Source organism: Xanthomonas fragariae (assembly GCF_017603965.1).
Lineage (GTDB): Bacteria > Pseudomonadota > Gammaproteobacteria > Xanthomonadales > Xanthomonadaceae > Xanthomonas > Xanthomonas fragariae_A.
This window is the reverse complement of the sequence record NZ_CP071955.1, coordinates 3,174,888-3,199,947: the sequence shown is the minus strand read 5'-3', so window position 1 is coordinate 3,199,947 and position 25,060 is coordinate 3,174,888. Positions and strand designations below refer to the sequence as shown.

The 25,060-nt window shown below is 64.4% G+C and carries 16 protein-coding genes, 1 other RNA gene and 2 pseudogenes; 5 read left to right on the top strand and 14 right to left on the bottom strand.

Features of this window, described 5'->3' with window-relative positions:
- Window positions 1–1,085 precede the first annotated feature (1,085 nt).
- The 4 genes from J5I97_RS15075 to J5I97_RS15060 all read right to left on the bottom strand — a co-directional run bounded on the left by J5I97_RS15075 (window position 1,086) and on the right by J5I97_RS15060 (window position 5,034).
- A complete protein-coding gene (locus J5I97_RS15075; protein WP_208587404.1) occupies window positions 1,086–1,490 on the bottom strand; it encodes a response regulator in 405 nt (134 codons plus the stop codon).
- Window positions 1,491–1,568: 78 nt separating this feature from the next.
- On the bottom strand, window positions 1,569–2,051 hold the full coding sequence (locus J5I97_RS15070) for a hypothetical protein (RefSeq protein ID WP_208587402.1): 483 nt from the start codon (window positions 2,049–2,051) through the stop codon (window positions 1,569–1,571).
- A 138-nt stretch (window positions 2,052–2,189) separates the two neighbouring features.
- The gene (recQ, locus tag J5I97_RS15065) at window positions 2,190–3,992 is read right to left on the bottom strand and encodes a DNA helicase RecQ (RefSeq protein WP_208587400.1); all 1,803 of its coding nucleotides are present in this window, start codon (window positions 3,990–3,992) and stop codon (window positions 2,190–2,192) included.
- Window positions 3,993–4,476: 484 nt separating this feature from the next.
- A complete protein-coding gene (locus J5I97_RS15060; RefSeq protein ID WP_208587399.1) occupies window positions 4,477–5,034 on the bottom strand; it encodes a Dps family protein in 558 nt (185 codons plus the stop codon).
- A 90-nt stretch (window positions 5,035–5,124) separates the two neighbouring features.
- Between J5I97_RS15060 and hrpA the strand changes: the two genes are divergently transcribed.
- On the top strand, window positions 5,125–9,246 hold the full coding sequence (hrpA, locus tag J5I97_RS15055; RefSeq protein WP_208587397.1) for an ATP-dependent RNA helicase HrpA: 4,122 nt from the start codon (window positions 5,125–5,127) through the stop codon (window positions 9,244–9,246).
- 139 nt (window positions 9,247–9,385) lie between these two features.
- Here hrpA and J5I97_RS15050 read toward each other — a convergent pair.
- The 9 genes and pseudogenes from J5I97_RS15050 to pqqA form a co-directional block, all read right to left on the bottom strand.
- Window positions 9,386–9,462, bottom strand: a non-coding RNA gene (locus J5I97_RS15050) — sX9 sRNA.
- A 66-nt stretch (window positions 9,463–9,528) separates the two neighbouring features.
- Window positions 9,529–10,022 (bottom strand): annotated as a pseudogene (locus tag J5I97_RS15045) (hypothetical protein); the annotation flags it as partial.
- 17 nt (window positions 10,023–10,039) lie between these two features.
- Window positions 10,040–11,545: a PhoPQ-activated pathogenicity-related family protein gene (locus J5I97_RS15040; protein WP_208587396.1), complete on the bottom strand. Its 1,506-nt coding sequence runs from the start codon at window positions 11,543–11,545 to the stop codon at window positions 10,040–10,042.
- Between the two features lie 251 nt (window positions 11,546–11,796).
- A pseudogene (locus J5I97_RS15035) lies at window positions 11,797–12,091 on the bottom strand (hypothetical protein); the annotation flags it as partial.
- Between the two features lie 105 nt (window positions 12,092–12,196).
- Window positions 12,197–13,324 (bottom strand): pyrroloquinoline quinone biosynthesis protein PqqE, encoded by a 1,128-nt coding sequence (gene pqqE / locus J5I97_RS15030; RefSeq protein WP_208587394.1) that lies wholly within the window; start codon window positions 13,322–13,324, stop codon window positions 12,197–12,199.
- The gene (gene pqqD / locus J5I97_RS15025) at window positions 13,321–13,599 is read right to left on the bottom strand and encodes a pyrroloquinoline quinone biosynthesis peptide chaperone PqqD (RefSeq protein ID WP_208587392.1); all 279 of its coding nucleotides are present in this window, start codon (window positions 13,597–13,599) and stop codon (window positions 13,321–13,323) included. Before pqqD ends, pqqE begins: the two co-directional genes overlap by 4 nt.
- Window positions 13,596–14,348 (bottom strand): pyrroloquinoline-quinone synthase PqqC, encoded by a 753-nt coding sequence (gene pqqC, locus J5I97_RS15020; RefSeq protein ID WP_208587391.1) that lies wholly within the window; start codon window positions 14,346–14,348, stop codon window positions 13,596–13,598. Before pqqC ends, pqqD begins: the two co-directional genes overlap by 4 nt.
- A complete protein-coding gene (gene pqqB / locus J5I97_RS15015) occupies window positions 14,345–15,244 on the bottom strand; it encodes a pyrroloquinoline quinone biosynthesis protein PqqB (protein ID WP_208587390.1) in 900 nt (299 codons plus the stop codon). The genes pqqC and pqqB overlap by 4 nt, the downstream gene beginning before the upstream one ends.
- A gap of 84 nt (window positions 15,245–15,328) precedes the next feature.
- Window positions 15,329–15,733, bottom strand: coding sequence for a pyrroloquinoline quinone precursor peptide PqqA (pqqA, locus tag J5I97_RS20100; RefSeq protein ID WP_244241845.1), 405 nt, complete (start codon window positions 15,731–15,733; stop codon window positions 15,329–15,331).
- On the opposite strand from pqqA, the gene J5I97_RS15005 reads away from it, so the two are divergent.
- Window positions 15,699–17,885: a RelA/SpoT family protein gene (locus J5I97_RS15005; protein WP_208587389.1), complete on the top strand. Its 2,187-nt coding sequence runs from the start codon at window positions 15,699–15,701 to the stop codon at window positions 17,883–17,885. The genes pqqA and J5I97_RS15005 overlap by 35 nt on opposite strands.
- A 182-nt stretch (window positions 17,886–18,067) precedes the next feature.
- A complete protein-coding gene (locus J5I97_RS15000; protein WP_208587388.1) occupies window positions 18,068–19,585 on the top strand; it encodes a hypothetical protein in 1,518 nt (505 codons plus the stop codon).
- A gap of 60 nt (window positions 19,586–19,645) precedes the next feature.
- On the opposite strand, the gene J5I97_RS14995 is transcribed toward J5I97_RS15000, so the two are convergent.
- A complete protein-coding gene (locus J5I97_RS14995; protein WP_208587387.1) occupies window positions 19,646–21,748 on the bottom strand; it encodes a glycosyltransferase in 2,103 nt (700 codons plus the stop codon).
- Window positions 21,749–21,986: 238 nt separating this feature from the next.
- Here J5I97_RS14995 and mrcB point away from each other — a divergent pair, with 238 nt between their 5' ends.
- Entirely contained in the window at window positions 21,987–24,431 is a 2,445-nt protein-coding gene (mrcB, locus tag J5I97_RS14990) for a penicillin-binding protein 1B (RefSeq protein WP_208587386.1), read from the top strand.
- A 13-nt stretch (window positions 24,432–24,444) separates the two neighbouring features.
- Complete coding sequence (locus J5I97_RS14985) at window positions 24,445–24,972, top strand: hypothetical protein (RefSeq protein WP_208587384.1); 528 nt, start codon at window positions 24,445–24,447, stop codon at window positions 24,970–24,972.
- Window positions 24,973–25,060 lie beyond the last annotated feature (88 nt).

Sequence of the window (25,060 nt, the reverse complement as noted above, 5' to 3'; positions counted from 1 at the left end):
GCAATCGCGCGCCCAGCGCCACGCGAGCGACTCGATCGCGACGCTGCGCTGGACAATCGCCATGGACATCGCAGCGGCACTACTTGACGGGATGCCTCCGCATCTGCGGATTTAATGACACAGTAGGATTAAGAGCAGCGCTCATGAGTGGACCGACGCCTGACTGATCTGCATTGCACCGCCACTGCGCATGGAGCGCAAGATGAGTCGCGCGTTCCATGCCCAATCGATTACTTTTTGTTGCGTTTTTTCTTGGCGCGCGTCACCAGCAATAGCACAACGGCAATGACACCGATGACCAAAATGATGAAGGCCGACGATAGAAACGAATTGTCGCCCATAAGGATCTCCCGAAGGTCTTCCGCAGCCGAGCGCTGCACTCGCTTTAGCCTAGCGAGCGGTCTGCTTGATCGTGTGAAATACGCTGCATTCGTGCGCCGACGGGGTCGTCTGCAGCAACGCAAGAGCGCTGCGTCACGGCTGCAATGGCGTTTGCTCAGCAAGAGTCGGCTTGCTCCACGTCTTTTGATGCGGACACGATCGAACCATGCCGGTGGTGAGGCAATCGCGGAGTTTGTGAGTTTCCAGTCGGAAAATTGCCGTAACAGCTGCGTTTTAGGTATCGGTCAAGCAGGCTTTCATAAGCTCATTCGGCGGATGTGCAAAGAGGGTGCGTCAGGCATCCACAACGACGTTCGATTGCAAAGATCGGCAAGCAGGCAGGAGACCTTCGAAACATATGCTCGACTTTAGGGACCTGATAGTGAGCGGTCGCCAGCGGGTCTTTTGCAAACGTTGAGTTGAATCGCGCGCGCTCAGAGAAACACGACACAAGCTTGCATGGAAGGACGCGCGCGTAAGTCCAATTCACTGGAAGGTCGAGGTGCAGCGGAAGCCGGAACAGTCGATCTGCACGATACTGCCACTGTTGCAGACGCCACTAAATCGCGTGGCAGTGGTGGCCTGAACCCGCCCGCAATCGAGCCACTGCTGATGCTCTGGGCGCGCACCACGGTCGAATCGGTCCGACCATCTGGCATTTCATACCGGGACCGTGGGCTGCCGTCCAGTCGCGGCTGCCAGCATTACGCGACCGGGGTAGCAATCACCCGGTGCTTGGCCATTACGCTGCGGATCGCGGTCAGCAATTGTTCGGGAGTGTAGGGCTTTTCCAGGAAGGCCACGCCGTCGGGCAGAATCTCTTCCACATATTCGACTGCCAGGCCGGAGGTCAGCAGCACTGCCAAATTGTATGGTGCGTGCGCGGTTTTGACGGCCAGATCCACGCCGGTCAGACCGCCCGGAAAGTGGATATCGGAGAACAACACATCGACGCGTGGGTCACTTTCGATCAGGGTCAACGCCTCTTCGATAGAACCGGCGCTGCGGCAAGTGAAACCGTAGCTTTCCAGCACAAGGCAGCTAAGTTGTCGGGTGCCGTCGCCATCTTCGACAACGAATACAACCGGCCGTTCCTTGATCTGCGACATGAGCACGTCTCGTAAGGCAAACCGCATCTTCAGCGATGCGGCAGTGAACCCTCCGTCAACGCAGACGGAGCCGTGTGATTACCGACCGAACGGATCCGAACCATAACCGCCGGGCCCGTAGTGCGGGCCGAATATTGAGCCTTCGTCACGTCCGACACTGATGCTGACACCGATCTGGTGCGCCTTTCCATCGTCGTCGTAATAGGTCTTGCAGGAATTGAGATTGACCGCCTGCCAGTTGCTGTTGCCAAGGCGATTGGAGTATCCCATGCCGGTTTCGACCGCGCCGTGCAGCTTGCCCTGGCATTGCTCGGCGCGCTCGGCGGCGATGGACGCAGCGCTAGGGCGTGCCAATGCAGGCTTGGGGCCGCTCTTGTCACCGTAGAAGGTGCCTGGCGGGTCGGTGCTGTATTCGGGGTCGGAGCGGTACTGCACCGGCGCTTGCGGAACGCTCAGGTCAAGCGAGCGCGGCGTCACCGGCTCGGCGCCGCCATCGCTGGCTTGGGCGAGGGCGCTGCCGGCGGCGAACAGAGCGACCAAGAAAATCAGGCTGCGTTTCATCGGCTGTACTCTACTAAGAGGGCCTGGCAGCGCGTGCCAGCTCGCAGGGTGAAGCTAGCAACGGCTGATTGAATGCGCGCTGTCGATCCTGCGGAATTTTATGCCAGCGTCGGCACTGCGCTGACATACGCGGTTGCATTAGCCTTGCTCGCGGACGATCTCGATCAGCTGCGCACCATAGCGGGCCAGTTTGCCGCCACCGATACCGCCCACGCGCGACAGCGCATCGATGCTGGTCGGCCGTTGTTCGGCGATGTTGCGCAGGGTGCTGTCGTGGAAAATCACGAACGCCGGCACGTTCTGTTCCTTGGCAAGTTTCGCGCGCAGGCCGCGCAAGGCATTGAACAGCACCAGATCCTGCTGCTGCACCGGTAGGCCGGTACGTTGCACGCCTCGATCGCGCTCGCGACCGGCGGCCGGGTTCTCGCGTCGCATCATCACCTGGCGCTCGCCCTTGAGCACCTGACGGCTGGCATCGGTGAGTCGCAGGCCGCCGTGACCTTCGCTATCGACCTCCAACAGGCTGGCTGCAACCAATTGGCGGAACACTCCGCGCCAGGTGCGCTCGTCCAGATCGCGGCCGATGCCGTAGGTGCTCAGCTTGTCGTGGCCGAGTTGTTTGATGCGCTCGTTTTCGCTACCGCGCAGGATGTCGATCAAATGGCCGACGCCAAAGCGCTGGCCGCTGCGATACACGCAACTGAGCGCCTTTTGCGAGGCGACAGTGGCATCCCATGCAGCTGCTGGGGTCAGGCAGTTGTCGCAATTGCCGCAGGGCTTGGGATAGGTCTCGCCGAATCCGGCCAGCAGTACCTGGCGGCGGCATTGCATCGATTCGCAGTAGCCGAGCAGGTGATCGAGCTTGGCGCGCTCCAGGCGCTTGCGTTCCTCGGCGGCCTCGCCTTGTTCGATCATCTGCTTGAGCAGCACCACATCGCCCAGGCCGTAGCAGAGCCAGGCCGCGGCCGGGTCGCCATCGCGACCAGCGCGGCCGGTTTCCTGGTAGTAGCCTTCCAGCGATTTAGGCAGATCCACATGCGCCACGAAGCGCACGTCCGGCTTGTCGATGCCCATGCCGAAGGCGATGGTAGCGGTCATGATGATGCCGTCTTCGCGCAGGAAACGACGCTGGTTTTCTGCGCGCACCTCGGCCGGCAAGCCGGCGTGATAGGGCAGGGCGTTGAAGCCTTGCGCGCATAGATGCTGCGCGGTTTCTTCGACCTTGCGCCGCGACATGGCATAGACGATGCCGGCCGAGCCGCGGTAGCGGCCCAGAAATTCCCGCAGCTGTTTGCGCGCGTTTTCCTTTTGCACCACGGTGTAGCGGATGTTGGGGCGGTCGAACGAGCTGACGAAGTGGCGCGCGTCGACCAGATCCAGCCGCTCGGCGATTTCGCGCTGGGTTGGCGGATCGGCGGTTGCGGTCAGCGCCATGCGCGGGATATGCGGCCAGCGCTCGTGCAGCACGGTGAGCTGGCGATATTCCGGGCGAAAGTCGTGGCCCCACTGCGAGACGCAATGCGCCTCATCGATGGCGAACAGTGCGATGGGGCTACGTTCCAGTAACGACAGAAAGCGCTGGGTCAGCAGCCGCTCCGGCGCAACGTAGAGCAGGTCCAGATCGCCGGATAGCAAAGCGTGTTCGACGCGCTGCGCGTTCTCGGCATTCAGCGTGGAATTGAGGAATTCGGCGCGTACGCCCAGTTGGCGCAGCGCCTCTACCTGATCCTGCATCAGTGCGATCAGCGGCGAGACCACGATGCCGATGCCGTCGCGCAGCAGCGCAGGCACTTGGTAGCACAGCGATTTACCGCCACCGGTGGGCATCAGAACCAGGGCGTCGTTACCAGCAGCGACGTGCTCGACAATGGCCTGCTGGGGGCCGCGGAAGTCGTCGTAACCGAAGACGCGGCTGAGCAGTTCGTGGGCGGGGGAAGGCATCCGCCTAGGATACCGCGCGGGTCAGGTCCTGGTCGGGCTTCTGGTCGGCGGCGGTGTGTGCTGGCGCGTCAGGGATTGCCGTGATGCGGTGGGTTGGGCAATTAGCGTGCGTGTCAAGTGTTGTGTGATTGAACAGACACGAGGCGTCGCGCGTACCCTCATCCCAATCCGGCGGTGCAGCTGGTAGCGGTGCGCTTCAACCCCACCCTGTGCGCCCTTTACCAGCGGCTACGTGCATAAAGCAAAGCGGGCAAGGTCGCCATTGTGGCGGCCAAGCGCAACCATGTGGTCATTGTCAAGGCCAAGCTGCGCGATCAACTGGCGGCCAGCGCCGCCAGTTGATCAAGACAGTGGCTCTCCCAATGAAGGGGACCGAGGTCCCGAGCGGGAGAGGGGCTGCCCGGGGTCTGAAAGCCAGTGCTGATCAGAAAACGTTTGTGCTGATCAGTACCCGAGATGGCCGCGCGCTAACAAAAGCGGCGCGTTACTGCAGTAAGGAGCGCAGCATCCACGCGTACTTCTCGTGGGTTTGCAGACGCTGGGTCAGCAGGTCTACGGTTGGGTCGTCGCCGGCGTCGTCGGCGGTGCCCAGCACCTTGCGCGCGGTGCGGCACACCGCTTCGTTGCCGCTGACCAGCTGGCGCACCATTTCACGCCAGTCGGCGCTGTCGCTCTGGCCCGGCTCTTCGGCGATCGAGGTGAGTGCGACGAATTCGCGGTACGAGCCCGGTGCGTTATAGCCCAGAGCGCGGATGCGCTCTGCCACTTCGTCCAGGGCGGCCCACTGCTCGGTGTACTGGGTCTCGAACATGGTGTGCAGCGAGTTGAACATCGACCCGGTGACGTTCCAATGGAAGTTGTGGGTCTTCAGATACAACGTGAAGGCGTCAGCCATGTAGCGCGCCAGACCGTCGGAGATCTGCTTGCGATCGCTGTCCTTGATCCCGATATCGATCTGTGGCGCCGACGCAGCAGCAACCGGCAGCGCGTCTAATGCGTCATGGATGACGACGGGCTTGTTGGCGTTCTTTTTCTTGGACATAGGGAGGGTTCTCCTGAGGGAACTGATGTGGCGTCACAATAGACAAGCTAAAGGATCACCTGTCATTCAATCTTTCACATTTTTCAATCAATGAGCGCTATCGACACCGACCTTGCCAACACCTTGCGTGAGCGCCGCCGGGCCGTCGATGGCGCGATGAGCCGTGACCGCGGCCGGTTGCTCGGTTTATGGTCGCGCTGGCAGGGCAAGCCCGGCAACCCGCAAATGCGTGAAGCCTTCGAGCAGGCGCTGGCGGCATCGCAGGCGCAGCGCCAGGCGCGTGCCGAGCAGCAGCCTGACATCACGCTGGACATGCAGCTACCGATCGCGCGCGAGGCCGAGCGCATCATCGCGCTGATCCGTGACCATCCAGTGGTGGTTATTGCCGGCGAAACCGGCTCGGGCAAGACCACCCAGCTGCCCAAGCTGTGTCTGGCGGCCGGGCGCGGTGCTGCCGGCATGATCGGTTGCACCCAGCCGCGCCGGATCGCCGCGCGTGCCGTGGCTGCGCGCGTTGCCGACGAGTTGAAGACGCCGTTGGGCACGACGGTCGGCTTCCAGGTGCGCTTCACCGACCGGGTGAGCGAGCAGTCGCGGATCAAGTTCATGACCGACGGTATCCTGCTGGCCGAGATCGCCAGCGACCGCTGGCTTTCAGCCTACGACACCATCATCGTGGACGAGGCGCACGAGCGCAGCCTCAACATCGATTTCCTGTTGGGTTATCTCAAGCAGCTGCTGCAAAAGCGCTCCGATCTCAAGCTGATCGTGACCTCGGCCACCATCGATACCGAGCGCTTCGCGCAGCATTTCGACAATGCGCCAGTGATCAATGTGGAAGGCCGCACCTTCCCGGTCGAAGTACGCTACCGCCCGCTCGAAGGCGAGGTGGGCGATAGCGGCGATGGCGAGCAGAGCAACGGCCGCGATGGCGAGCGCACTGTCAACGATGCGATCGTTGCGGCGATCGATGAAATCACCCGCATCGACCCGCGCGGCGATGTGCTGATGTTCTTGCCGGGCGAGCGCGAGATTCGCGATGCACATCAGTCGCTGGAACAGCGCAAATACCGCGAAACCGAAGTGGTGCCGCTGTACGCGCGGCTGTCGGCGGCCGATCAGGATCGGGTGTTCAACCCGGGCCCGCGTCGGCGCCTAGTGCTGGCCACCAACGTGGCCGAAACCTCGCTGACGGTGCCGCGCATCCGTTATGTGGTGGATCCGGGCTTTGCGCGGATCAAGCGCTACAGCCCGCGCCAGAAGCTGGACCGTCTACATATCGAGCCGATCTCGCAGGCCAGCGCCAACCAGCGCATGGGCCGCTGCGGGCGCATTGCCGAGGGCATCTGCTACCGCCTGTATGCCGAAGCGGACTTTGCCGCGCGGCCGGCGTTTACCGACCCGGAAATCCGGCGGGCATCGTTGTCGGGCGTGATCCTGCGCATGCTGCAGTTGGGCCTGGGGCGGATCGAGGATTTCCCATTCCTGGAAGTGCCCGACGAGCGTACGGTGGCCGATGGCTGGCAGCAATTGTTGGAACTGGGTGCGACCGATGCCGAACGACGCTTGACTGCGATTGGCCGCCAGATGGCGCGCCTGCCGGTGGACGTCAAGCTGGCACGCATGCTGGTGGCCGCCCAGCAACATGGCTGCCTGCGCGAGATGATCGTCATCGCCGCGTTCTTGGGCATCCAGGATCCGCGCGAGCGCCCGCCTGAGGCACGCGAGGTCGCCGACAACGCACATGCGCTGTTTGCCGATGCGCGCTCGGAATTCGTCGGCATCCTGCGTTTGTGGGAGGCGTACCGACAGGTGCACGAAGATCTCACCCAGTCCAAGTTGCGCGAGTGGTGCAATCGGCATTTTCTGGGCTTTTTGCGCATGCGCGAGTGGCGAGAGCTGCATCGGCAGTTGCGGCTGCTATGCGAGCAACTCGGTTGGAGCGAAGAGCCGGCCAATGTGATGTTGGCGCCGTTGCTGGCCGGTGCCAACGCGCCTGCGCGCGAGGATGGGCGCAACGCAAACCTGCCGACGCGCGGGCAGCTGCATCGCGCTGCGCGGCTGGCGCGCGAAGGCAAGCCGGATCCGAGTGCGCCACCTGCACAACACACCTCTGCTGCTGCCAGCAAGCAGGCCGAAGCGGCCGAGGCCTCGGCATCTACCAGCGAGCGCGAACGTGCAGCGGCGTATCAGGCCTTGCATCGCGCGCTGCTGGCAGGCCTGCCCACGCAGATCGGCCATCGCACCGAAAAAGGCGACTTTCTCGCCGCGAGGCAACGCCGGTTCGTGCCGTTCCCCGGCTCGGCATTGGCGCGTAAACCGCCGCCGTGGATGCTGGCCGCCACGCTGCTGGATACGCAAAAAGTCTGGGGCATGACCAATGCGGCGATCGAGCCGGACTGGGCGATCGCCGAGCTGGGGCATCTGCTGGCACGCAAGCATTTCGACCCGCATTGGTCGCGTGCGCAGGGGCAGGTGGTGGCGTCCGAGCAGATCAGTCTGTTCGGGCTGGTGCTGGCGCCGAAAAAGCCGGTGCATTTCGGCAAGATCGACCCGCCCGCCGCGCACGATCTGTTCGTGCGCCAGGGTCTGGTGACTGGCGAGATCAACACGCGCGCGGCGTTCGTGGCCGACAACCTCAAGGTGCTGGAGCAGGCGCGCGAGGAAGAAGCCAAGCTGCGCCGCGCCGGCATCGTCGCCGATGAAGACTGGCAGGCGCGCTGGTATCTGGATCGCATTCCGGCCGAGCTGCATTCGGCCAGCGGGCTGGATGCATGGTGGAAGACATTACCGCCGGACAAGCGCCGCAGCCTGCATTGGTCGTTGAACGATCTGCTGCCGGGCGAAGGCAGCGAGGCAGATCGCTTTCCGAAGTATTTCCCGCTTGGCGATGCGCGGCTGCCGTTGCATTACCGCTTCGAGCCGGGCGCCATCGATGATGGCGTCACCCTGGATGTGCCGCTGCACCTGCTCAATGCGCTGGATCCGGCACGCTTGTCGTGGCTTGCGCCGGGTTTCGTTGCCGATAAGGCATCGGCATTGATTCGCAGCCTGCCCAAGGCGCAGCGTCGCAATTATGTGCCGGCGCCGGATTTCGGCCGTGCGTTCTATGAGGCCTACAGCATCGCCTCTGCCGACGATATCCGCGGCGAGCTGGCACGTTTTCTGACCAAGGCCACCGGCACCCAGGTGGCAGCGCTGGACTTCGACGAAGAATCGCTGGACACGCACTTGCTGATGAACCTGCGCTTGCGCGATGACGACAGCAAGGTGCTGGCCGAATCGCGCGATCTGGATGGGCTGCGCGCGCGCTTCGGGGGGCGTGCCGCTCAGGCGTTTGCCGCGCGTGCCGGCCGTGCCTTGGCCGCTGAAGGCTTGCGTGATTTTCCGGCCACGCCGATCCCCGAGCAGGTGGCGGGCGAGGCCGGTGTGCCGGCATATCCTGCACTGGTGGATCAGGGCGAAGATGCGGCGCTACGCATCTTCGCCGATCGCAATGAGGCGGCAAAGGCGCATCCACACGGCGTGCGCCGGCTGCTGGAAATCGCGCTGGCCGACAAGATCAAGCAGGCACGCAAGCAATTGCCGGTGTCGCCCAAGACTGGGCTGCTGTATGCGGCAATCGAATCGCAGGAACGCCTGCGTGGCGATCTGGTCGATGCCGCCCTCAATGCGGTATTGGCTGAGGGCTTGGGCGCCATCCGCGAACCGGGCGCCTTTGCCCAACGCCGCGACGATGCGATCAAGCGCCTGTTCGGCGAGGCGATGAAACGGCTGAAGCTGGCCGAAAGCATTCTCGATGCGGTCGCCGAACTCAAGCCGCTGCTGGAGGCGCCGTTGATGGGCTGGGCGCGCGGCAATCTGGACGATATGGAGCAGCAGCTGCGCGCGCTGGTGCGCGCCGGTTTTCTGCGCGAGACACCTGCCGAGGCGCTGGCCAATTATCCGCGTTACCTCAAGGCGATGATCCTGCGCACCGAGCGGGCCAAGCGCGATCCGGTCCGCGACCAGGTACGCATGCTCGAACTCAAGCCGTTCGTGGATGCATTGGACGACGCAGCCGCGCGCGGCTTGCAGCAGCGTGAGGAATGGCAATCGCTGCGTTGGGGTCTGGAAGAGCTGCGCGTGTCGGTCTTCGCGCAGGAACTGGGTGCGAAGTCGGGCGTGTCTGCGAAGAAGTTGTCGCAGCGGGTGGCGGCGTTGCGGAGTTGAGCTGTGCTTGACGTATGGAAGTCGCCGCTCGCTGTCATCCGGATGCGCTGATCCGAGCACACACGCACTGACATCAACAACTGGCTGTTCCGACAGATCGCATCTGCCGCAGCGGACAGCGCGTGCCCCCACTTGAAGCGTCTAACAGAACGTAACCAGCAGTCGTCAGGTGGGTGCGGACGCTGCGCTCAGAATCGCAGTACACGAGCGGCACATGCCATACAGAGCACCAGGCACCGGGCGCACCTTCCGACTGTGGCCGCAGTAGCTCTTTACTCGCGCTTAGAAACTCACATGCAGGCTCGCCATGTAAACGGCGGCCGTTCTTGTAGCCATTGGCCAAGTGCTCCTTGTCGCCGAAATACTGCAGATATTCCTCGTCCAGCAGGTTCTGCGCATCGATCTGCAACGACCAGCTCGGGTTGAACACATAGCCGGCACTTGCCCCGAGTTCGGCAGAGTGAGCCACGCTTGTCGGCGCCGCACCGGTGGAAAGAAATATTGAAGCCTTTGACCTTGCCACCGCCGGCATTGCGTAGCCGCTGGATGCTGTAGTCGCAACACCCATCGGCGGTACAGCCGTTACTGCCGCGCAACTGCGCCCAGCTCTGTGGTGTAGTGTCCCGCAGTGCGTTGTATTGGCGCTCTACGCTGGCGCTGGTGTCGATGTAGTTGTCGATCTTCATGTAGAACACCGACCACGCCATCACGGAGTGCTGCGCGAAGTGATATGCGACCGACAAGCCGGCGCTGCCGCCCGCATTGGCGAAAGTGCTGCGGTACGACCGCTGACTCAGTGCGCAGCGGGGGCACTGGCAACGCCCGGCAGCGTGCTGCACGCCGCGTTGTCGGTTGGGGGCGCTTGCCTGGGGTATTGCTGCTTGCTCAGCACGTAGGTCTGGCTGGTGGCGACGAATCCATCCGCATAGGTGGCTTCGACGAAATACGCGCTCCAGCCTACGTCGGGAATCTGCACCGGCACCGACACCTTGTTGGCGTTGGCAAGCGAGATGGAAGTAGCGCTATAGCGGATGCCGCAGGCGTAGCGGAAATCGCGCGCCAGCGGATTGGTCGCGCTCCATAGGCGCAATTGCGTGGGACGTTCCGAAGAGCGGACGCGGATCTGCGGATGTTCTCCCACCCGCAGCGTATCGCGGACTTCGGGAAGCGGGCGCTGCTGCTGCAATCGCGTGACAAAGGGCGCCAGAGTATCCACCATCGACGCACGGATGCCGTTGTGCGCGCTATTGGGAACCATGCGCAAGGCCTTGCTGCCAGGCAGCGCGTGGTAAAAGAACTGTGTGTTGTCTGGCAGAAAGAAATCGTCGCCGCTGGCATTGACGATGTACTTGGGCACGGCCAGACGCTTGCGGTACGGCGTGTACAGATAACTCAGCGGATCTTGCAGCTGCACCAGTTGCGCGAATGCCGGCGTGTGCAATTGCGAGGTGATTCCTTGCTTGGCATAGGCATTGAATGCGATCGGCCAATTGCCGCCATACGCGCGATACGTGTGGTCCAACACCGCTGGCATATTGAGGATGTCGATCACGAACGGCACCACCGCTTCTACGCGTTGGTCGGCGATCGTGGCGTGCCAACTCGCCCATCCGCGCTTGGATGCACCGGCGAGAATGAAGCGATGGATCTGCAATGGCGCCAGCTCGCGCTCGGCCAGACTCATGGTGCGCGCGATCGCGGCCGCCATCGGCACATATAGCGGCATGGTCTTGCGTTGCTGCGGGGCTTTCAAAAACAGCGACCAGCTATAGGCCACGCTATCGTCTTCGCGGCGCTGCGTTCCGTCGTCGCGGTAGGTGAGCGCCTGATTGGGAATATCGCTAAGTCCGACGACGACCGTGCGAGTACGTCGCGCCAGTGTAGCCAGTGCTTCGGGCGGCAACTCGCTGGCCGATTGCGCCACCGGATGACGCGTGCCGTTGGTGGAGATCAACAGCGCGCGTGTTGGCAGCGCATCTGTCGGCACATAGATCGCCACCTCGTGGTGCCAACTGGCCGGCGTGACCAGTGTCTCGGGCGACCAATCTTGCGAGGTCAGCAGGTAATCGCGCCGTTCGACACCGGCAACGCTGCTGGTGGCGCCGCGCGTATAGACCAGCGGCTGCTGTTCCACGGCATCGTGATAGCACACCAAGGCTTGGCCAAATCCAACCTCGGGAGCATCAGCGCACTGCTGCGCGGACCTAGCAGCGGCAGTTGCTGCAAACGCAGGCATAGAGACTGCGAACAAGGCCAATAAGGCCAGCAAAGCAAGCGTGTAACGTGTCATCGAACTCATGCGTGTTCTCCGGATGTCGTGCTTGTGTCAGTCACTGTCTTATGTATTGGCGGCGACGCGGCGATCGTTGTGCCCACGTCGTTTGCTTTCGCAGCAAGTCTGCCAGGTATCGGCGCAACACCTGACGCACTGTTCGCCTGGAGCGACTGACAAACAAAGCAACAGCAGTGATCAAGCTACGCTGCCGGTGCACAGCACAGGCAAGCCAGGCGGCTACTACTGTCGGCTGGCGTACAGTGTGGTTACTGCGCTTACTTGATCCGTCGCACCTTGGCCGGCGTGTTGTAGCCCTCGATCTTGCAGATACCACACACCGACCAGACCCGGCTTGATCCTGACCTTGGGCGCATTCTTGCGGACTCTAGACAGGCTGGCGGCGTCGGTTTGCTCCAAGTCCTGGCCATTGGCCAGCGTGTAGACGCGGCCCTTCGAAAAGTCCTTGAACTCGCCGACGATGTTGCTTTCGATCGGTTCCTTGCTGCCGAAGTCGAAGAAGCTGCGGTTCTTGACGACGATTTCCCGGCGGCCGGCTTCCTTGGCCTGTTCGGCGCTCATCTCAGACCGGCAGGGGAATGCGGAGCGCGCGACATGCAAGCCATCCGGAGAGAAGAGACAGCTAATGCGGGCGCTATTAGCGTCGGCCGAAGCCGGTTATTCCGGTGTGTCTGCGGTGACCGACGGGGCGCGTTCGGAACGACTCGGACGCCGGTAGATGAACTCCGGCGCAGTAGCTGCTGCCTCGCTTTCGGCGGTTGCGCGCACCTGTGCATGCATCGGTGAGCGTTCGCAGACAGGGTCCAGCGTGGCGGCATCGCCGCTGAGCGCCAGGGCCTGGCAGCGGCAGCCGCCCCAGTCGATCTCGCGCTTGGGGCAGCCTTGGCACACGTCCGGCATCCATGCGGTGCCACGAAAGCGCACGAAGGCTTCGCCGTTGTTCCAGATATCGGCCAACGAGCGCTCGCGCAGAGTGTCAAAGCGCATGCCTGCGATGGTTTCTGCTGCATGGCATGGCAGCACGTCGCCGCGCGGGGAAATATTGACGAAGCGCTGGCCCCAGCCACCCATGCAGGGCTTGGGCTGGCGCGCGTAATAATCGGGGCTGACGAAGTCGATCGCCAGGCGGTCGCCGACCTCGCGCCGCGCAGTTTCCACAGCGGCGATGGTGGCCATCAATTGCTCGCGGCTAGGCATCAGCGCAGCACGATTACGCAGGCCCCAACCGTAATACTGGGTGTGGGCCACTTCGATGCGCTCGGCCTGCCATTCCAGCGCCAGCGCAATCATGCCGGGTACGCGCTCGGCGTTGTGGCGGTGCAGCACCGCATTGAGCGTCAGCGGCAAACCACGCGCACGCACGGCAGCGGCGAACTCGCGCTTTTTCGACAGACTGTTGCGATAGCCGGCAATGCGATCGGCACCGGCAGGGTCGACGTCCTGCACGCTCAGCTGCACATGCTCAAGCCCGGCAGCCTGCAGTTGATCCAGCATCGGCTCGCCGCCGGCCACGCCGGAGGTGATCAGGTTGCTGTACAGCCCGAGCGCGCGCGCATGCGCCACCAGTTCGGGCAGATCCTTGCGCAGCATCGGTTCGCCGCCGGAAAAATGCGCCTGCAATACGCCCATGTCCGCAGCCTGCTCCAGCAGCGAGCGCCAGCCGGCGGTGTCCATTTCCTCGCGCTGCGCCGCCAGTGCAATTGGGTTGGAGCAATACGGGCACGCCAACGGGCAGCGGTGCGTCAGCTCCAACAACACCGACAGCGGTGGGGGTGCGATGTTCATAGCCGCAGCAGACGCTTCTGATGCAGGGTGTCGGTGAGTTCGATCACATCGACCTCGATATCGGCGGCGTTGGCATCGAATTCGGCAGCCAGTTCCTGGGCGATCTGCGCCAGCGAACGCGCGCCGTCGTAACGCTGCGCCACCACCAACGCGATCTCGTCCAGCTCGACCACGCGTTCTGGCGCCAGCAGCACCCATTGATCGCGTGCGCGATCGTGCTGCAAGCGCACGCCCGCCCGCAGGGCTGGCTGGCTATCGCGGGTGATGCTGCTCACGCAGCAGCCCGGCTGGCATCGCGGTCGGGCACGAACGCATCCGGCCACACGATGCCCGGCGTGACGTAGGCCACATGCAGCGCGTCCAGTTGCGCCCACAACACCGAGCACTTGAAATGCAACGCGGCCTTGACCAACTCCTGCTTCTCGACGGTATCGGCGTGCTGCTTGACGTAGTCGAGCGCGAAGTCCGAATCGCGCGGCGCTTCGGTCAGGCGATGCTCGAAGTAGGCCAGCGCTTCTGGAGAAACAAAGTCGTAGTGCTTGAGCATGCCGGCCACGCGCCGGCCGATGATGTTGGGGGCGAACAACTCGGTCAGCGAGGAGGCTATCGCTTCGAGCAGGCTTTTTTCGCGCACGAACTGCAGGTAGGCCTGCACTGCAAAGCGCGTGCAGGGCAGTAGCGCACGCCCGGATTCGACCAGCGTGCGATCCAGGCCCAGCGCATCGGTCAGGTGCAGCCATCGCGCGATGCCGCCATCGGTGGCGCTATTGCCGTCGTGGTCGAGAATGCGTTGCCGCCAGATCCGCCGCAGCGCGGGGTCTTCCATGCGCGCCAGAATCGCGGCGTCCTTCAGCGGAATGCAGCGCTGGTATTCGAAGCGATTCAAGGCCCAGGCCTGGACCTGGCCGCGATCGAGCTTGCCGTCGTGCAACAGCGCATGGAATGGATGCTGGTCGTGATACAGACGTGCGCCGATTGCACGCAAATCCGCTTCCAGTTGATCGGGGGAGAGCGGGGCGGTCACAGGGTGATCTCCAGGCCGTCGTGCGCAACCTCCCAGCCGCTGGCGCGCGCGCTGGCGGATTCCGGCGAGTGGGTATTGAGCACGGGATTGGTGGTGTTGATATGGATGAAAATCTTGCGCGCCACATCCAGCGGTGCGAACGCGGCGATGGTGCCGTCGGGGCCATCGATGCTCATATGGCCCATGCGTTGGCCGGTTTTCTGGCTGATGCCGAGCTGCACCATCTCGTCGTCGCGCCACAGCGTGCCGTCGAAGAACACCAGCTCGGCGCCTTGCAGGCGCGCGCGCAAGGCGTCGGTCATTGCCGCGCAGCCGGGAATGTAATGCACGCGGTGCCGGCCGTCGTCGATGGTGAGCCCGAGGGTTTCTTCATTGGAGCCGGCCAGATCGCCGCCGCTGCGCGATTCCATGAATAACGGCACCTTGCCGGGCACGGAAAACGCAGTGAGCTGCAGATCGAACAGCGACAACGGCGTGTCGAGCGCAAACAGCTGACGTTGCACATACTGCGGATTGACCGCGTCGAAGATGGGATTTTGTGAGAGTAGATCCAGCACGCGGCTGCTGGCGTGCAGCGAGAACGCTTGGCTTTCTCGCATCGACAGCAACCCGGCGATATGGTCGATCTCGCCGCTGGTCAACAGCACCGCTTTGATCGGCGAATGCCGCAGACCGTGTTGTGGCCAGAGAGCGGGAGTTGCGAGAATTTGTTGGCGAAAATCGGGGGAGGCGTTGATCAGCACCCAGCGCTCACCATCGGCGCTGACGGCAATGCTGGCCTGGGTACGACGCTGGGCACCATCAGCTTGTTGCCATGCCCGCTGACTCGCGGGAGTGTGGCAATTCCACTGCGGATGCCCACCGCCGGCCGCCGATCCCAAAACGATGATGCGCATGGAGAGCCGTTACCTGTATCTGCCGGCGAAAACCGGTCATGCGTCAAAAAGGAGGGGCGGCAGTAGAACTCAAGACTCGCCGGATCAAAACTCGCCGGAAACGTAGCAGTTGATTTCGGCGCCACAATTGATTTCACGAACGACAGGCTTTTTCCAGGTTTTCATTGTTATCTCGCGGTTGGTTGGGATGGCGTCGCCGCAGCAGGTGGCAGCGATGACGTCGGACGAGAATAGGTAGCCGGTTTGGGCGAGTTGTAAAGAGAATGTAAAAAGCTGCAGGCGCGTCGCGTTTTGCACGCGGCGCGGCGGCGTGACCAACGCAGAGCGGTTGCGAATCAATGCGTTGGCGGGTGAACCGTGCATAAGCGCGGCGGCGTTGATCGAACGTGCCTGCGCTGAAATTGCGCGTTGTGGAGAAGGTGACGCGCACGTTACCGTAGCCATCGGACCACTGATGTTGCCCGCCCCCGTGTCTACCGCTGTGACCATCTCTTCATTCGACCGCCTGCATACGCTGCTGCAGCGTCCCGCCGTTGCGTCGATCCCCCTCGCGTTGCGCGAGGCGTTGGCGCAGGCGTGGCAGGAGCTGCCACCTGCGCAAGGCGAGGGCGTGCCATGGGGGCTGCTCGGCGACATGCTGGATGCGCTTGCGTTGCTGGCTGCCGACGAGGCCGTCTTGATTGCGGCACTGTTGTTCGACCTGCCTGTATTGCGCGGCGCGGTGGCCAGCCTGCCGTGGCAGCCGGCAGAGCGGCGCGTGGCGGTGGAGGGTCTGCTGGACGGTCTGGATGCCGCCGATCAGGTCTGGACACTGCACGCCGGGCGCGAGGCCGGGCGCAACAGCGAAGGTCTGCGGCGGCTGCTGTTGTCGATCATCCACGACCTGCGGGTGGTGCCGATTCTGCTGGCGCGGCAGTTGGCGCGCATGCGCGTGGCCGACCGGCTGAGCGAAGAACAACGTCGCGCATTGGCACAACTGACCCGCGACATCCATGCGCCGCTAGCCAACCGGCTGGGCATCTGGCAGGTGAAGTGGGAGCTGGAAGACCTGGCATTCCGGCATCTGGAGCCGGACACCTATCGCCGCATCGCCCGCGAAGTAGACGAAACCCGCGTCGCCCGCGAGCGCTATCTGCAAGCTGTCAAGCGCACCTTGTCGATTGCGCTGACTCAGCAGGGCTTGCGTGCGGAAGTGAGCGGGCGACCGAAGCACATCTACAGCATCTGGCGGAAGATGCAGAAAAAGCGCTTGTCGTTCGATCAGCTTTACGACATCCGTGCAGTGCGGGTAATGGTCGACGATGTGGGCGCTTGCTACGCCGCGCTGGGGGCGGTGCACTCGCTGTGGGCGCCGGTGCCGAGCGAGTTCGACGATTACATCGCTCGCCCCAAGGCCAACGACTATCGCTCGCTGCATACCGCAGTGGTCGGCCCGGAAGGGCGCACGATCGAAATCCAGATTCGTACCCATGAAATGCATGCCCAGGCCGAACTCGGCGTGGCCGCGCACTGGAAATACAAGGAGGGCGGCAAGGGCGGCGAGAAGGCTTTCGACCGCAAGATTCTGTGGATGCGCCAGTTGTTGGAGCAGGTGCAGGAGGGCGACCACGGTGAACTGGCCGGTGCGCTGGATGCCGAGCTGATCGAAGACCGCGTGTATGCGCTCACGCCCAAGGGCGAGGTCATCGATCTGCCGCAAGGCGGCACGCCGCTGGATTTTGCGTATCACGTGCATACCATGGTGGGCCATCGCTGTCGCGGCGCACGCGTGAACGATCGCATCGTGCCGCTGACCTATCGGCTGCGCAGCGGCGACCGCGTGGAGATCATGACCGCCAAAGAAGCCGACCCGCGCCGCGACTGGCTGCTGGCGTCCAACGGTTTTCTGGCCAGCGGGCGCTCGCGCGACAAGGTGCGCGCGTGGTTCCACAAACTCGACCGCGCACGCAACGTTCAGGCCGGCAAGGACTTGCTCGATCGCGAACTCAAGCGTCTGGGCCTGCAGCACTCCGACCTGAGCGTGGCCGCGCGCAAATTCCACGCCGAGAACGTGGACGATCTATATATTCAGGTGGCGCTGGGCGACACTGGGCCCAACCAGATCAGCCGCGCGTTGTTGGAAGCCGAGCGCACGGCCTCGCAGCCGGCAGTGCCTGCCCTGCTAAGGCCCACTGCGCGCCGCGAGGGCTTGGGCAAGTCCAGGTTCACCGTGCAGGGCGTGGGCAATCTGCTGGTGCAGCTGGCGCGCTGCTGCCAGCCGGTGGCGGGCGAGCCAATCGCCGGCTATCTGACGCGCGGCCGTGGCATTACCGTGCATCGCACCGATTGCATGGCATTGTCGCGTCTGGCGGCAGCCCATCCGCAGCGCGTGTTGCCGGTGGAGTGGGGCCAGGCTGGCAGCGGGTACGAGGTGGATGTGCAGGTGCGTGCGGTCGACCGCCGCTGGTTGCTCAAGGACATCACCAACCTGATTGCACAGGAGGATGCGCACGTGCTGGAAATCAACAGCGACAACGTGCGCGACACCGGCAGAGCGCAGCTGCGGTTGCGGCTGAAGGTCAGCGATTTCGATCAATTGTCCGGCCTGCTTGGCAAGCTGGATGCATTGCCCGGCGTCAACGAGGTGCGGCGGCTAGGCTGAGCGCAGGCCGCGTCCTGGCAGCACCGGGTCAGTCGGAAGACAGCGCCACATCAGGAGTGTGCTTGTGCCTGCCTGACCAATCCCAAATCCCAAAAACGCACCTCGCCTTTGCAGTAAGGACGGCTACCATAATGCGGTAAACGCGTCCCCCGTCAGGTCGCGCCAAGGATGCACGCCACCGCATGTTCCCGCTTCCGCGCTGGGCCAGATCGCCGCGCCGCCCCCGTGCGCCATTGCACAGCCGTTTACTCTGGCGCGCGGTGTTGGTGCTGTCCTCATGCCTAGTGTTGACTGTCATCGTCCTGCGTAAGCCGCTGGCCGACTGGGTATGGCCGGACACGCGCATCCAGCAACTGCTGCAGCGTGGCGATGCGGCTTTGTCGCGCGGCCAGCTCAGTGGCGCCGATGGCAGTGGCGCACGCGAACTGTTTACCGCTGCGCTTGCCTTGGACAGCGACCGCAGCGAAGCGCGTGCCGGATTGGCGCGTACCGGCGCCGCTGCGATAGTGCAGGCACGTGCAGCGATCGCCGCTGGTGACGCAGCCGGCGCGCAACGCGCGCTGGCGTTGGCCAACACAGTGGAGGTGCCGCAGATGCAGATCGCTCCGGTTGCAGTGCGCTTGCGTGAGTTACAGGCGCGTCGCGCCGGATTGGACGCCTTGTTAGCGCAAGCGATGGTCTCGCAACAACAAGGCCGCCTGGATGGCACGCCGGACAGCGCACTGCCGTTGTATCAACGCATCCTGACCCTGGCGCCGGACCGGACCGATGCACTGGAAGGGCGCGAGGATGCGTTGACCGATCTACTGGCGCAGGCACGCCACGCGTTGGCGCGCGATGCACTTGGCGAGGCGGCGGCGCTGCTGGCTGCAGCCAGGCGCTACGACGCCGGGCATGTCGATCTGCCGCGGACCGAAGGCCATTACCACCGCGTGCTGGAACAACGCCGGCAACGTGCGCAGGCCTTGCTGCGACGCGGTCGGTTGGCGCCGGCCGCGCGCGATTTCACTGCCGTGCTGGCGGCCGAACCGGACGATGCAAGCGCCCAGCGCGGGCGTCAGCAGGTGGCAAGCGAATATGCCGCGCAGGCTAGGCGCCAGGCGGCAGATTTCCATTTCGATGCTGCACTGCAATCGCTGCAGGAGGCACGGACCCTGGTGCCGGACGCTGCGTCGATCGCGCAGGCCGAGCAGGCGATTGCGCGTGCGCGCGATGCCGAGCGCAGCGTCGAAACCGGCCTGTCGCGCGGCGCCCGTGAGCGCCGTCTGCGTGCGCTGCTGCAACGTGTGGCCGATGCGCAAACGCGCCAGCAATGGATGACTCCGCCTGGCGCCAGCGCTTATGACGCGGTGCGTGCAGCACAGGCGCTGGCACCGCGCGATCCGCGCGTGCTACAGGCTGCCTCACGCGTGGTGCCGGCCAGTCAGCGCTGCTTCGAGGACGAGCTGCGCAACAACCGCCTGCGTGCCGCGCGTGGCTGTCTGGATGCCTGGCAGGCGCTGACGCCCAACGGCGATGCACTGGCCGGCGCGCGTCGACGGCTTGCGCAACGCTGGGTTGCGGTGGGCAGCGAACGCCTGGGACAGGAGGACGCCGCCTTTGCACGACGCGCGCAGGACGAGGCGCACCAGCTGGATCCGGGGCTGCCGGAACTGGCCGAGTTCACGCGTCGGGTCAAGGCCGTGACCAAGCAGCGTTGACGCAGCGGCTGTCTTCGGCGGCGCTACCCACAGCGCCATCCCTGAGCACCCGGCGCACACTCACTCCGCGATAAACAGCGCGCGCACCGTGCCACGCGCCGCATCCAGCGAAAAATGCCGGGCCACGTTATGCAGCCCGTTGTCGGCCAGGCGTTGCCACAGTGCCGCATCGCGATACAGGCGCACGATCGCCTCGGCGAACGCATCGGCGTCATCGGCCACGCAGACATCTTCGCCATCGCGCAAATGCATGCCTTCCACCGCGCAGGTGGTGCCGACCACAGGCTGCCCGTGCGCCATGCTCAGATTGATCTTGCCTTTCACACCGGCGCCGAAGCGCAGCGGCGCTACCGCAATCCGCGCGCTGTGCATGTACGGCACCAGGTCCGGCACGTGCCCGTGCAGTTGCACGCCGGGGCATTCGTCGGCCAGCAGTGTCAGCGCCTCCGGCATGTCCGCGCCGATGCAATGGAAGACCACTTCAGGCAATTGCGCACGCACCTGCGGGAAGATCGCGCTGATGAACCACTGCACCGCATCCACATTGGGCGGATGCCGGAAGCCACCGACGAACACCAGATCGCGGCGTTGCTCGAAGCTGTGGCCGCTGCCGGCCACCTCATGCAGGTTGGACAGCAGGGCGGTGCGGATGTGTGGCGCGTCCTGACGCAGTTGCGCCTGTTCGGCTGCCGATACCAGCACGGTGACGTCGGTGGCGGCCATGATCTCCAGTTCGCGCAGGCGAGTGCGCTGCGCCGCACGCAGTAGGTTGGCATCGCCGGCCAACTCGGCGCCGCGGCGTTCGCGCACGTAGTGCAAATCAACGGTATCGAACAAGGTGCGCGCCTGTGGGGCGTACTGTTTCAGCAATGGCAGGCAGGCATGCGCTACGTGGTGACGCACCAGCAGCGCCACCGCAAAGCGCGGGCCGTGCGTGCGCAACCAGCTGCCGATGCCGTCCAGGAACGGCGCGTACCAGACCTCCACGCCTAGTTGCTGCAGCGCCTGTGTGTGCCGTCCGGCGTGTTCGCGGCGGGTCGGCACGAACACCACATGCGCGCCTTCTTGGCGCAGCAGGCGGATCAGATTGAACTGCCGCAACGAGCCCGAGTCGCGATCGGGTTGCGGCACGCATTCGTCCAGGATCAGCACCTGGCGTTGGCCACGATGCAGCAGCGCAGGTTCGGGGACCGTGCCGACCGGCAGCTGCGTTGCCAGCGCCTGCTGCCACTTGTCGGCGAACACGCCTTGGTTGCGCACCTGATACGCCTTCACCCCGGTGCGGGTGTCGGTGCCATTGCTGGTGCCCTCGTCATGCACCACCACGCTGGCCGGTTGCACCAGCACCCGGTAGCCGGCGGCACGCACCGCAAACGCCAGATCGGTGTCTTCGTAGTAGGCAGGCATGTAGCGGCGATCCAGCCCGCCCAGCGTCTGCAACAGCGCGCGTGGCAGCGCGATCGCCGCGCCCGAGCAGTAGTCCATCGCACGCACATGGGCATAGCGCGGGTCGTCGGTCGATTCAAAGCGACCGTAACTCCAGGCGCTGCCGTCGGCGAACACCACGCCGCCGGATTCCTGCAGGCGTCCATCCGGGTACACCAGTTGCGCGCCGACCAGTCCGGCGACGGGGTGCTGGGCAAATGTGTCGATCAGCCGATCCAGCCAGCCGGGTTGCGGGATGGTGTCGTTGTTGAGCAGCACCACGTAGTCGCCGCGTGCCAGTGCGATGCCGTCGTTGCAGGCGGCGATAAAGCCGCCATTGCTGGCGCGCCGGTGGTAGTGCAGCCCTTGCACCTGCGGTAGCTGCGCCTGCGTGGCATCGCTGCTGCCGTCGTCCACGACGATGATCTCCACCTCCAGCAGCGGCGGATGTGCCGCCAGTGCGCGCAGGCACGCCAGCGTGTGCGCGATGTGGTTGTAGACCGGAATCACCAGCGTCACGCGCGGGGCGTCGCTGTGCGGAACCGCGAACGCGGCAAACGGCGCCGCCTCCGGCAACCACAGCGGCGTGCCGAGCGCCACCGGCGGTGCCTGCGTATGCACGCGAATGCGCTGCCAGGTGGCGCGCCAGCCGCGTGTGCGCATGCTGGCCACACTGCGGTGGATCAGACCGAGAACGCGATTGAACAGATAGCGTGCATCGGCCAAAGACATCGACATTGCGTTGGAACTCCAGCGTGGCGTGGCAGTGAACCGTAACGCCTCGTCGTCGGATGCGCAGACGGTGCGCCCGGAACCGCAGTGTACGAGTGGTGCATGCTGATTCCGAACACTGGCCGCGCCCACCGACGATGAGCCCGCTAGTTTCGTTAGCCGCTCTTAAGTCCTAAGGCCCCGGTGGGTCACAGCCATGACGGCGCTGCGCTAGACTCGCCGGACTCTACATTCTCGCATCCCTGTGCCCCGACGCCACGACCACGACGCTCCCGACGATTTCGAGGACGACACCAACGAGCAAGGCTCCCGCTGGCAACGCAGACTGATCGTCTGGGGTGTGGCCGCGATTGCGCTTGCGCTCGGTTTCCTGATTCCCTACACGGTGTATCTGAACAAGCAGGTCACCCAGCGCTTCGGCGAGCTGCGTTGGCAGATCCCGACCCGCGTCTACGGGCGGCCATTGGTGCTGGTGCCGGGCAATGCGCTGGATGCGGCCACCTTGAAGACCGAATTGGACGCGGCCTCGTACCGCGACGATGGTCAAGCCAAGCTGCCCGGTACCTATCAGCAGGATGGCAGCCGTTTCACCATCGCCAGCCGCGGCTACAGCGACGTGGACGGGCGCGTGCCTGCGCAACGTGTCGAGGTCAGCGTGTCCGGTGGGCGTATCGCCAGCCTGCGCGATGCCGGCGATCGCCAGGCGCTCAACAGCGCGCGTCTGGACCCGGCGCGCATCGCCACCTTGTACGGACAGAAGCAGGAAGAACGCCGCCTGGTGCGCATGGAGGAAGTGCCCGAGCTGCTGGTCACCGGTCTGCAGGCGGTCGAAGACCGCGACTTCAACAGCCACCACGGCATCGATCTCAGCGGCATGGTGCGCGCAGCCTGGATCATGGCGCGCTCCGGCGGCCATGTGCGTCAGGGTGCCAGCACGCTGACCCAGCAGCTGGCACGCAGCGGCCTGCTCGGCATCGGCAAGGAACAGACGTTCACCCGCAAGTTCAACGAAATTTTGTATGCGGTGATCATGGAGGCGCGCTACGACAAGCGCACCATCCTGGAGGCCTACCTCAACCAGGTCTATCTTGGCCAACGCGGCGGGCAGGCGATCCATGGCGTGTCCTCGGGCGCCGAGCTGTGGTTCGGTCGCGAGCTCAATTCGATGACAACCGAGCAGATCGCGTTGCTGATCGGGCTGGTCAAGGGGCCGTCCTACTACGACCCGCGACGCAACCCGGAACGCGCGCTGGATCGGCGCAATTTCGTGCTCGGCAAACTGCATGAAAACAACCTCATCGATGTCGCCGAATACAAGCGCGCGCTGGCCGCGCCGTTGGGCGTACCCACCGAGCCCGGGTTGGTTGCGGCCAATCGCTTCCCGGCCTATGTGGATCTGGTGCGGCGGCAACTGGCGCACGATTACCCGGAAGGCGTGCTGCAAGGTGCTGGCATGAGCGTGCTGACCGGCATGTCGCCGTCTGCGCAGGCCTATGCCGAAGGCGCAGTGACCGGCGCCATCAAGCGGCTGGAAAACAAGAAGCGTCCGCCGCTGCAAGCCGGTCTGGTGCTGACCGACGTGCATAACGGTGATGTGTTGGCGGTGGTCGGTAGCCGCGATGTCGCCAAGCCAGGCTTCAATCGCGCGGTGGAAGCGCAGCGGCAGGTCGGCTCGTTGCTCAAACCGTTCGTATATCTGCTGGCGCTGGCGTCGCCGGATCGCTGGGCCTTGTCCAGTTGGGTCGACGATTCGCCGGTCGCGGTGCAGCTCAGTCGCGGCAAGACTTGGTCGCCGGGCAATTCCGACAACCGCAGTCATGGCACGGTACGGCTGATCGATGCGTTGGCGCATTCCTACAACCAGGCCACGGTGCGCGTGGGCCTGCAGGTCGGCCCGGAGCGCATCGCACAACTGATCCAGGTGCTCGCCGGTATCAAGGCCGACACCAATCCGTCGCTGATCCTGGGCGCGACCGACCAGAGCCCGTATGGCATGGCGCAGCTCTACCAATTCCTAGCCGCCGGCGGCGAAATCCAGCCGCTGCATGCGGTGCGCGGCGTGCTTGACCCGCAAGGCAAGCTGCTCAAGCGCTACGACAAGACCCCGGCCCCAGCGCAGGAGGGCGATTCGGTGGCCGCCAACCTGATCAGCATCGCCTTGCAGCAGGTGGTCAGCGGCGGTACCGCGCGGCAGTTGCTGGACGATGGATTTGGCCGTCTGGCGCCGGCCGGCAAGACCGGCACCTCCAACGATGGCCGCGACAGTTGGTATGCCGGCTACACCGGCGACCACCTGGCGGTAATCTGGATGGGCAACGATCAGAACGAGCAGACCGGTCTGTACGGCGCCACCGGCGCGATGCGGGTGTGGTCGAGCATTTTCGCGCGCCTGCCGAGCGCGCCGTTGAAGGTCAGCGGCAAGGGCCTGGACTGGCAGTGGGTGGACGCGTCCGGTACAGGCGTGACCGATGCCGGTTGCCCGGGCGCGCGCCAATTCCCGTTCGTGGTCGGCTTCACGCCGGCCTATGCTCCGTGTGCCGGCAATGCACCGTCGATCGAAGCCCCGCCCGGCGATCTTGCGGCACCTGCCGAGCAATCCAGTGGAGGTGGCTGGCGCCGTTTCTTCGGTCTGGAAAAAAAGCCCGAAGCACCCGCACCGGCGCCTGCCACGTCTCCACCTGCGCATTGATTGGAGTGACCCCATGCCACGATTGCACCGTTTGCTTGTCCTCGTCGGCGTGTTTGCCGCACTTACCGGGTGTGTCAGCGCGCCACCTGCGCCGCCGCCGCCGCCCCCGGTGGACCCGACTACGCCTACCCAACGGTGGTTGCTGATCGAACGCGAGGCCGGGGTCGACGACACCGAGCTGTCGGTGCAGCCGCTGCGCGACCCGCAGGTCGACGATCTGCGCGAGACTGCCAGGTCCAAGCGCCGGGCCGGCGATCTGCCCGGCGCGGCGGCGGCGTTGGATCAGGCGCTGGGCCTGGTGTCCGGCGACCCGGCGATCCTGCAGGAACGCGCCGAAGTGGCGGTGCTGCAGGCCGATTGGCCGGCCGCCGAGCGATTCGCCAAGCAGGCAATCGAACTGGGGTCTAAGACCGGGCCCCTGTGTCGTCGTCATTGGGCCACCATCGAACAGTCCAGGCTCGCGCGGGGCGAGAAAGAAAACGCCGCCTCGGCCAAGGTGCAGATCGCCGGCTGCACGGTGCCTAGTGTGAAGCGGTATTGAGCACTCCACGCGGTGTGCGTCGTTCCAGAGGTGCGCGCTCGCCGATGGCAGCACCGTGGCGTCGTTTAGCGCTGCGGTGGGCAGGCGG

Bases quoted from the DNA above. Each gene is read 5' to 3' on its own strand.
- J5I97_RS15075 (WP_208587404.1), bottom strand. From the start codon at position 1,490: ATGTCGCAGATCAAGGAACGGCCGGTTGTATTCGTTGTCGAAGATGGC.
- J5I97_RS15070 (WP_208587402.1), bottom strand. From the start codon at position 2,051: ATGAAACGCAGCCTGATTTTCTTGGTCGCTCTGTTCGCCGCCGGCAGC.
- recQ (WP_208587400.1), bottom strand. From the start codon at position 3,992: ATGCCTTCCCCCGCCCACGAACTGCTCAGCCGCGTCTTCGGTTACGAC.
- J5I97_RS15060 (WP_208587399.1), bottom strand. From the start codon at position 5,034: ATGTCCAAGAAAAAGAACGCCAACAAGCCCGTCGTCATCCATGACGCA.
- hrpA (WP_208587397.1), top strand. From the start codon at position 5,125: ATGAGCGCTATCGACACCGACCTTGCCAACACCTTGCGTGAGCGCCGC.
- J5I97_RS15040 (WP_208587396.1), bottom strand. From the start codon at position 11,545: ATGAGTTCGATGACACGTTACACGCTTGCTTTGCTGGCCTTATTGGCC.
- pqqE (WP_208587394.1), bottom strand. From the start codon at position 13,324: ATGAACATCGCACCCCCACCGCTGTCGGTGTTGTTGGAGCTGACGCAC.
- pqqB (WP_208587390.1), bottom strand. From the start codon at position 15,244: ATGCGCATCATCGTTTTGGGATCGGCGGCCGGCGGTGGGCATCCGCAG.
- J5I97_RS15005 (WP_208587389.1), top strand. From the start codon at position 15,699: ATGTTGCCCGCCCCCGTGTCTACCGCTGTGACCATCTCTTCATTCGAC.
- pqqA (WP_244241845.1), bottom strand. From the start codon at position 15,733: ATGGTCACAGCGGTAGACACGGGGGCGGGCAACATCAGTGGTCCGATG.
- J5I97_RS15000 (WP_208587388.1), top strand. From the start codon at position 18,068: ATGTTCCCGCTTCCGCGCTGGGCCAGATCGCCGCGCCGCCCCCGTGCG.
- J5I97_RS14995 (WP_208587387.1), bottom strand. From the start codon at position 21,748: ATGTCGATGTCTTTGGCCGATGCACGCTATCTGTTCAATCGCGTTCTC.
- J5I97_RS14985 (WP_208587384.1), top strand. From the start codon at position 24,445: ATGCCACGATTGCACCGTTTGCTTGTCCTCGTCGGCGTGTTTGCCGCA.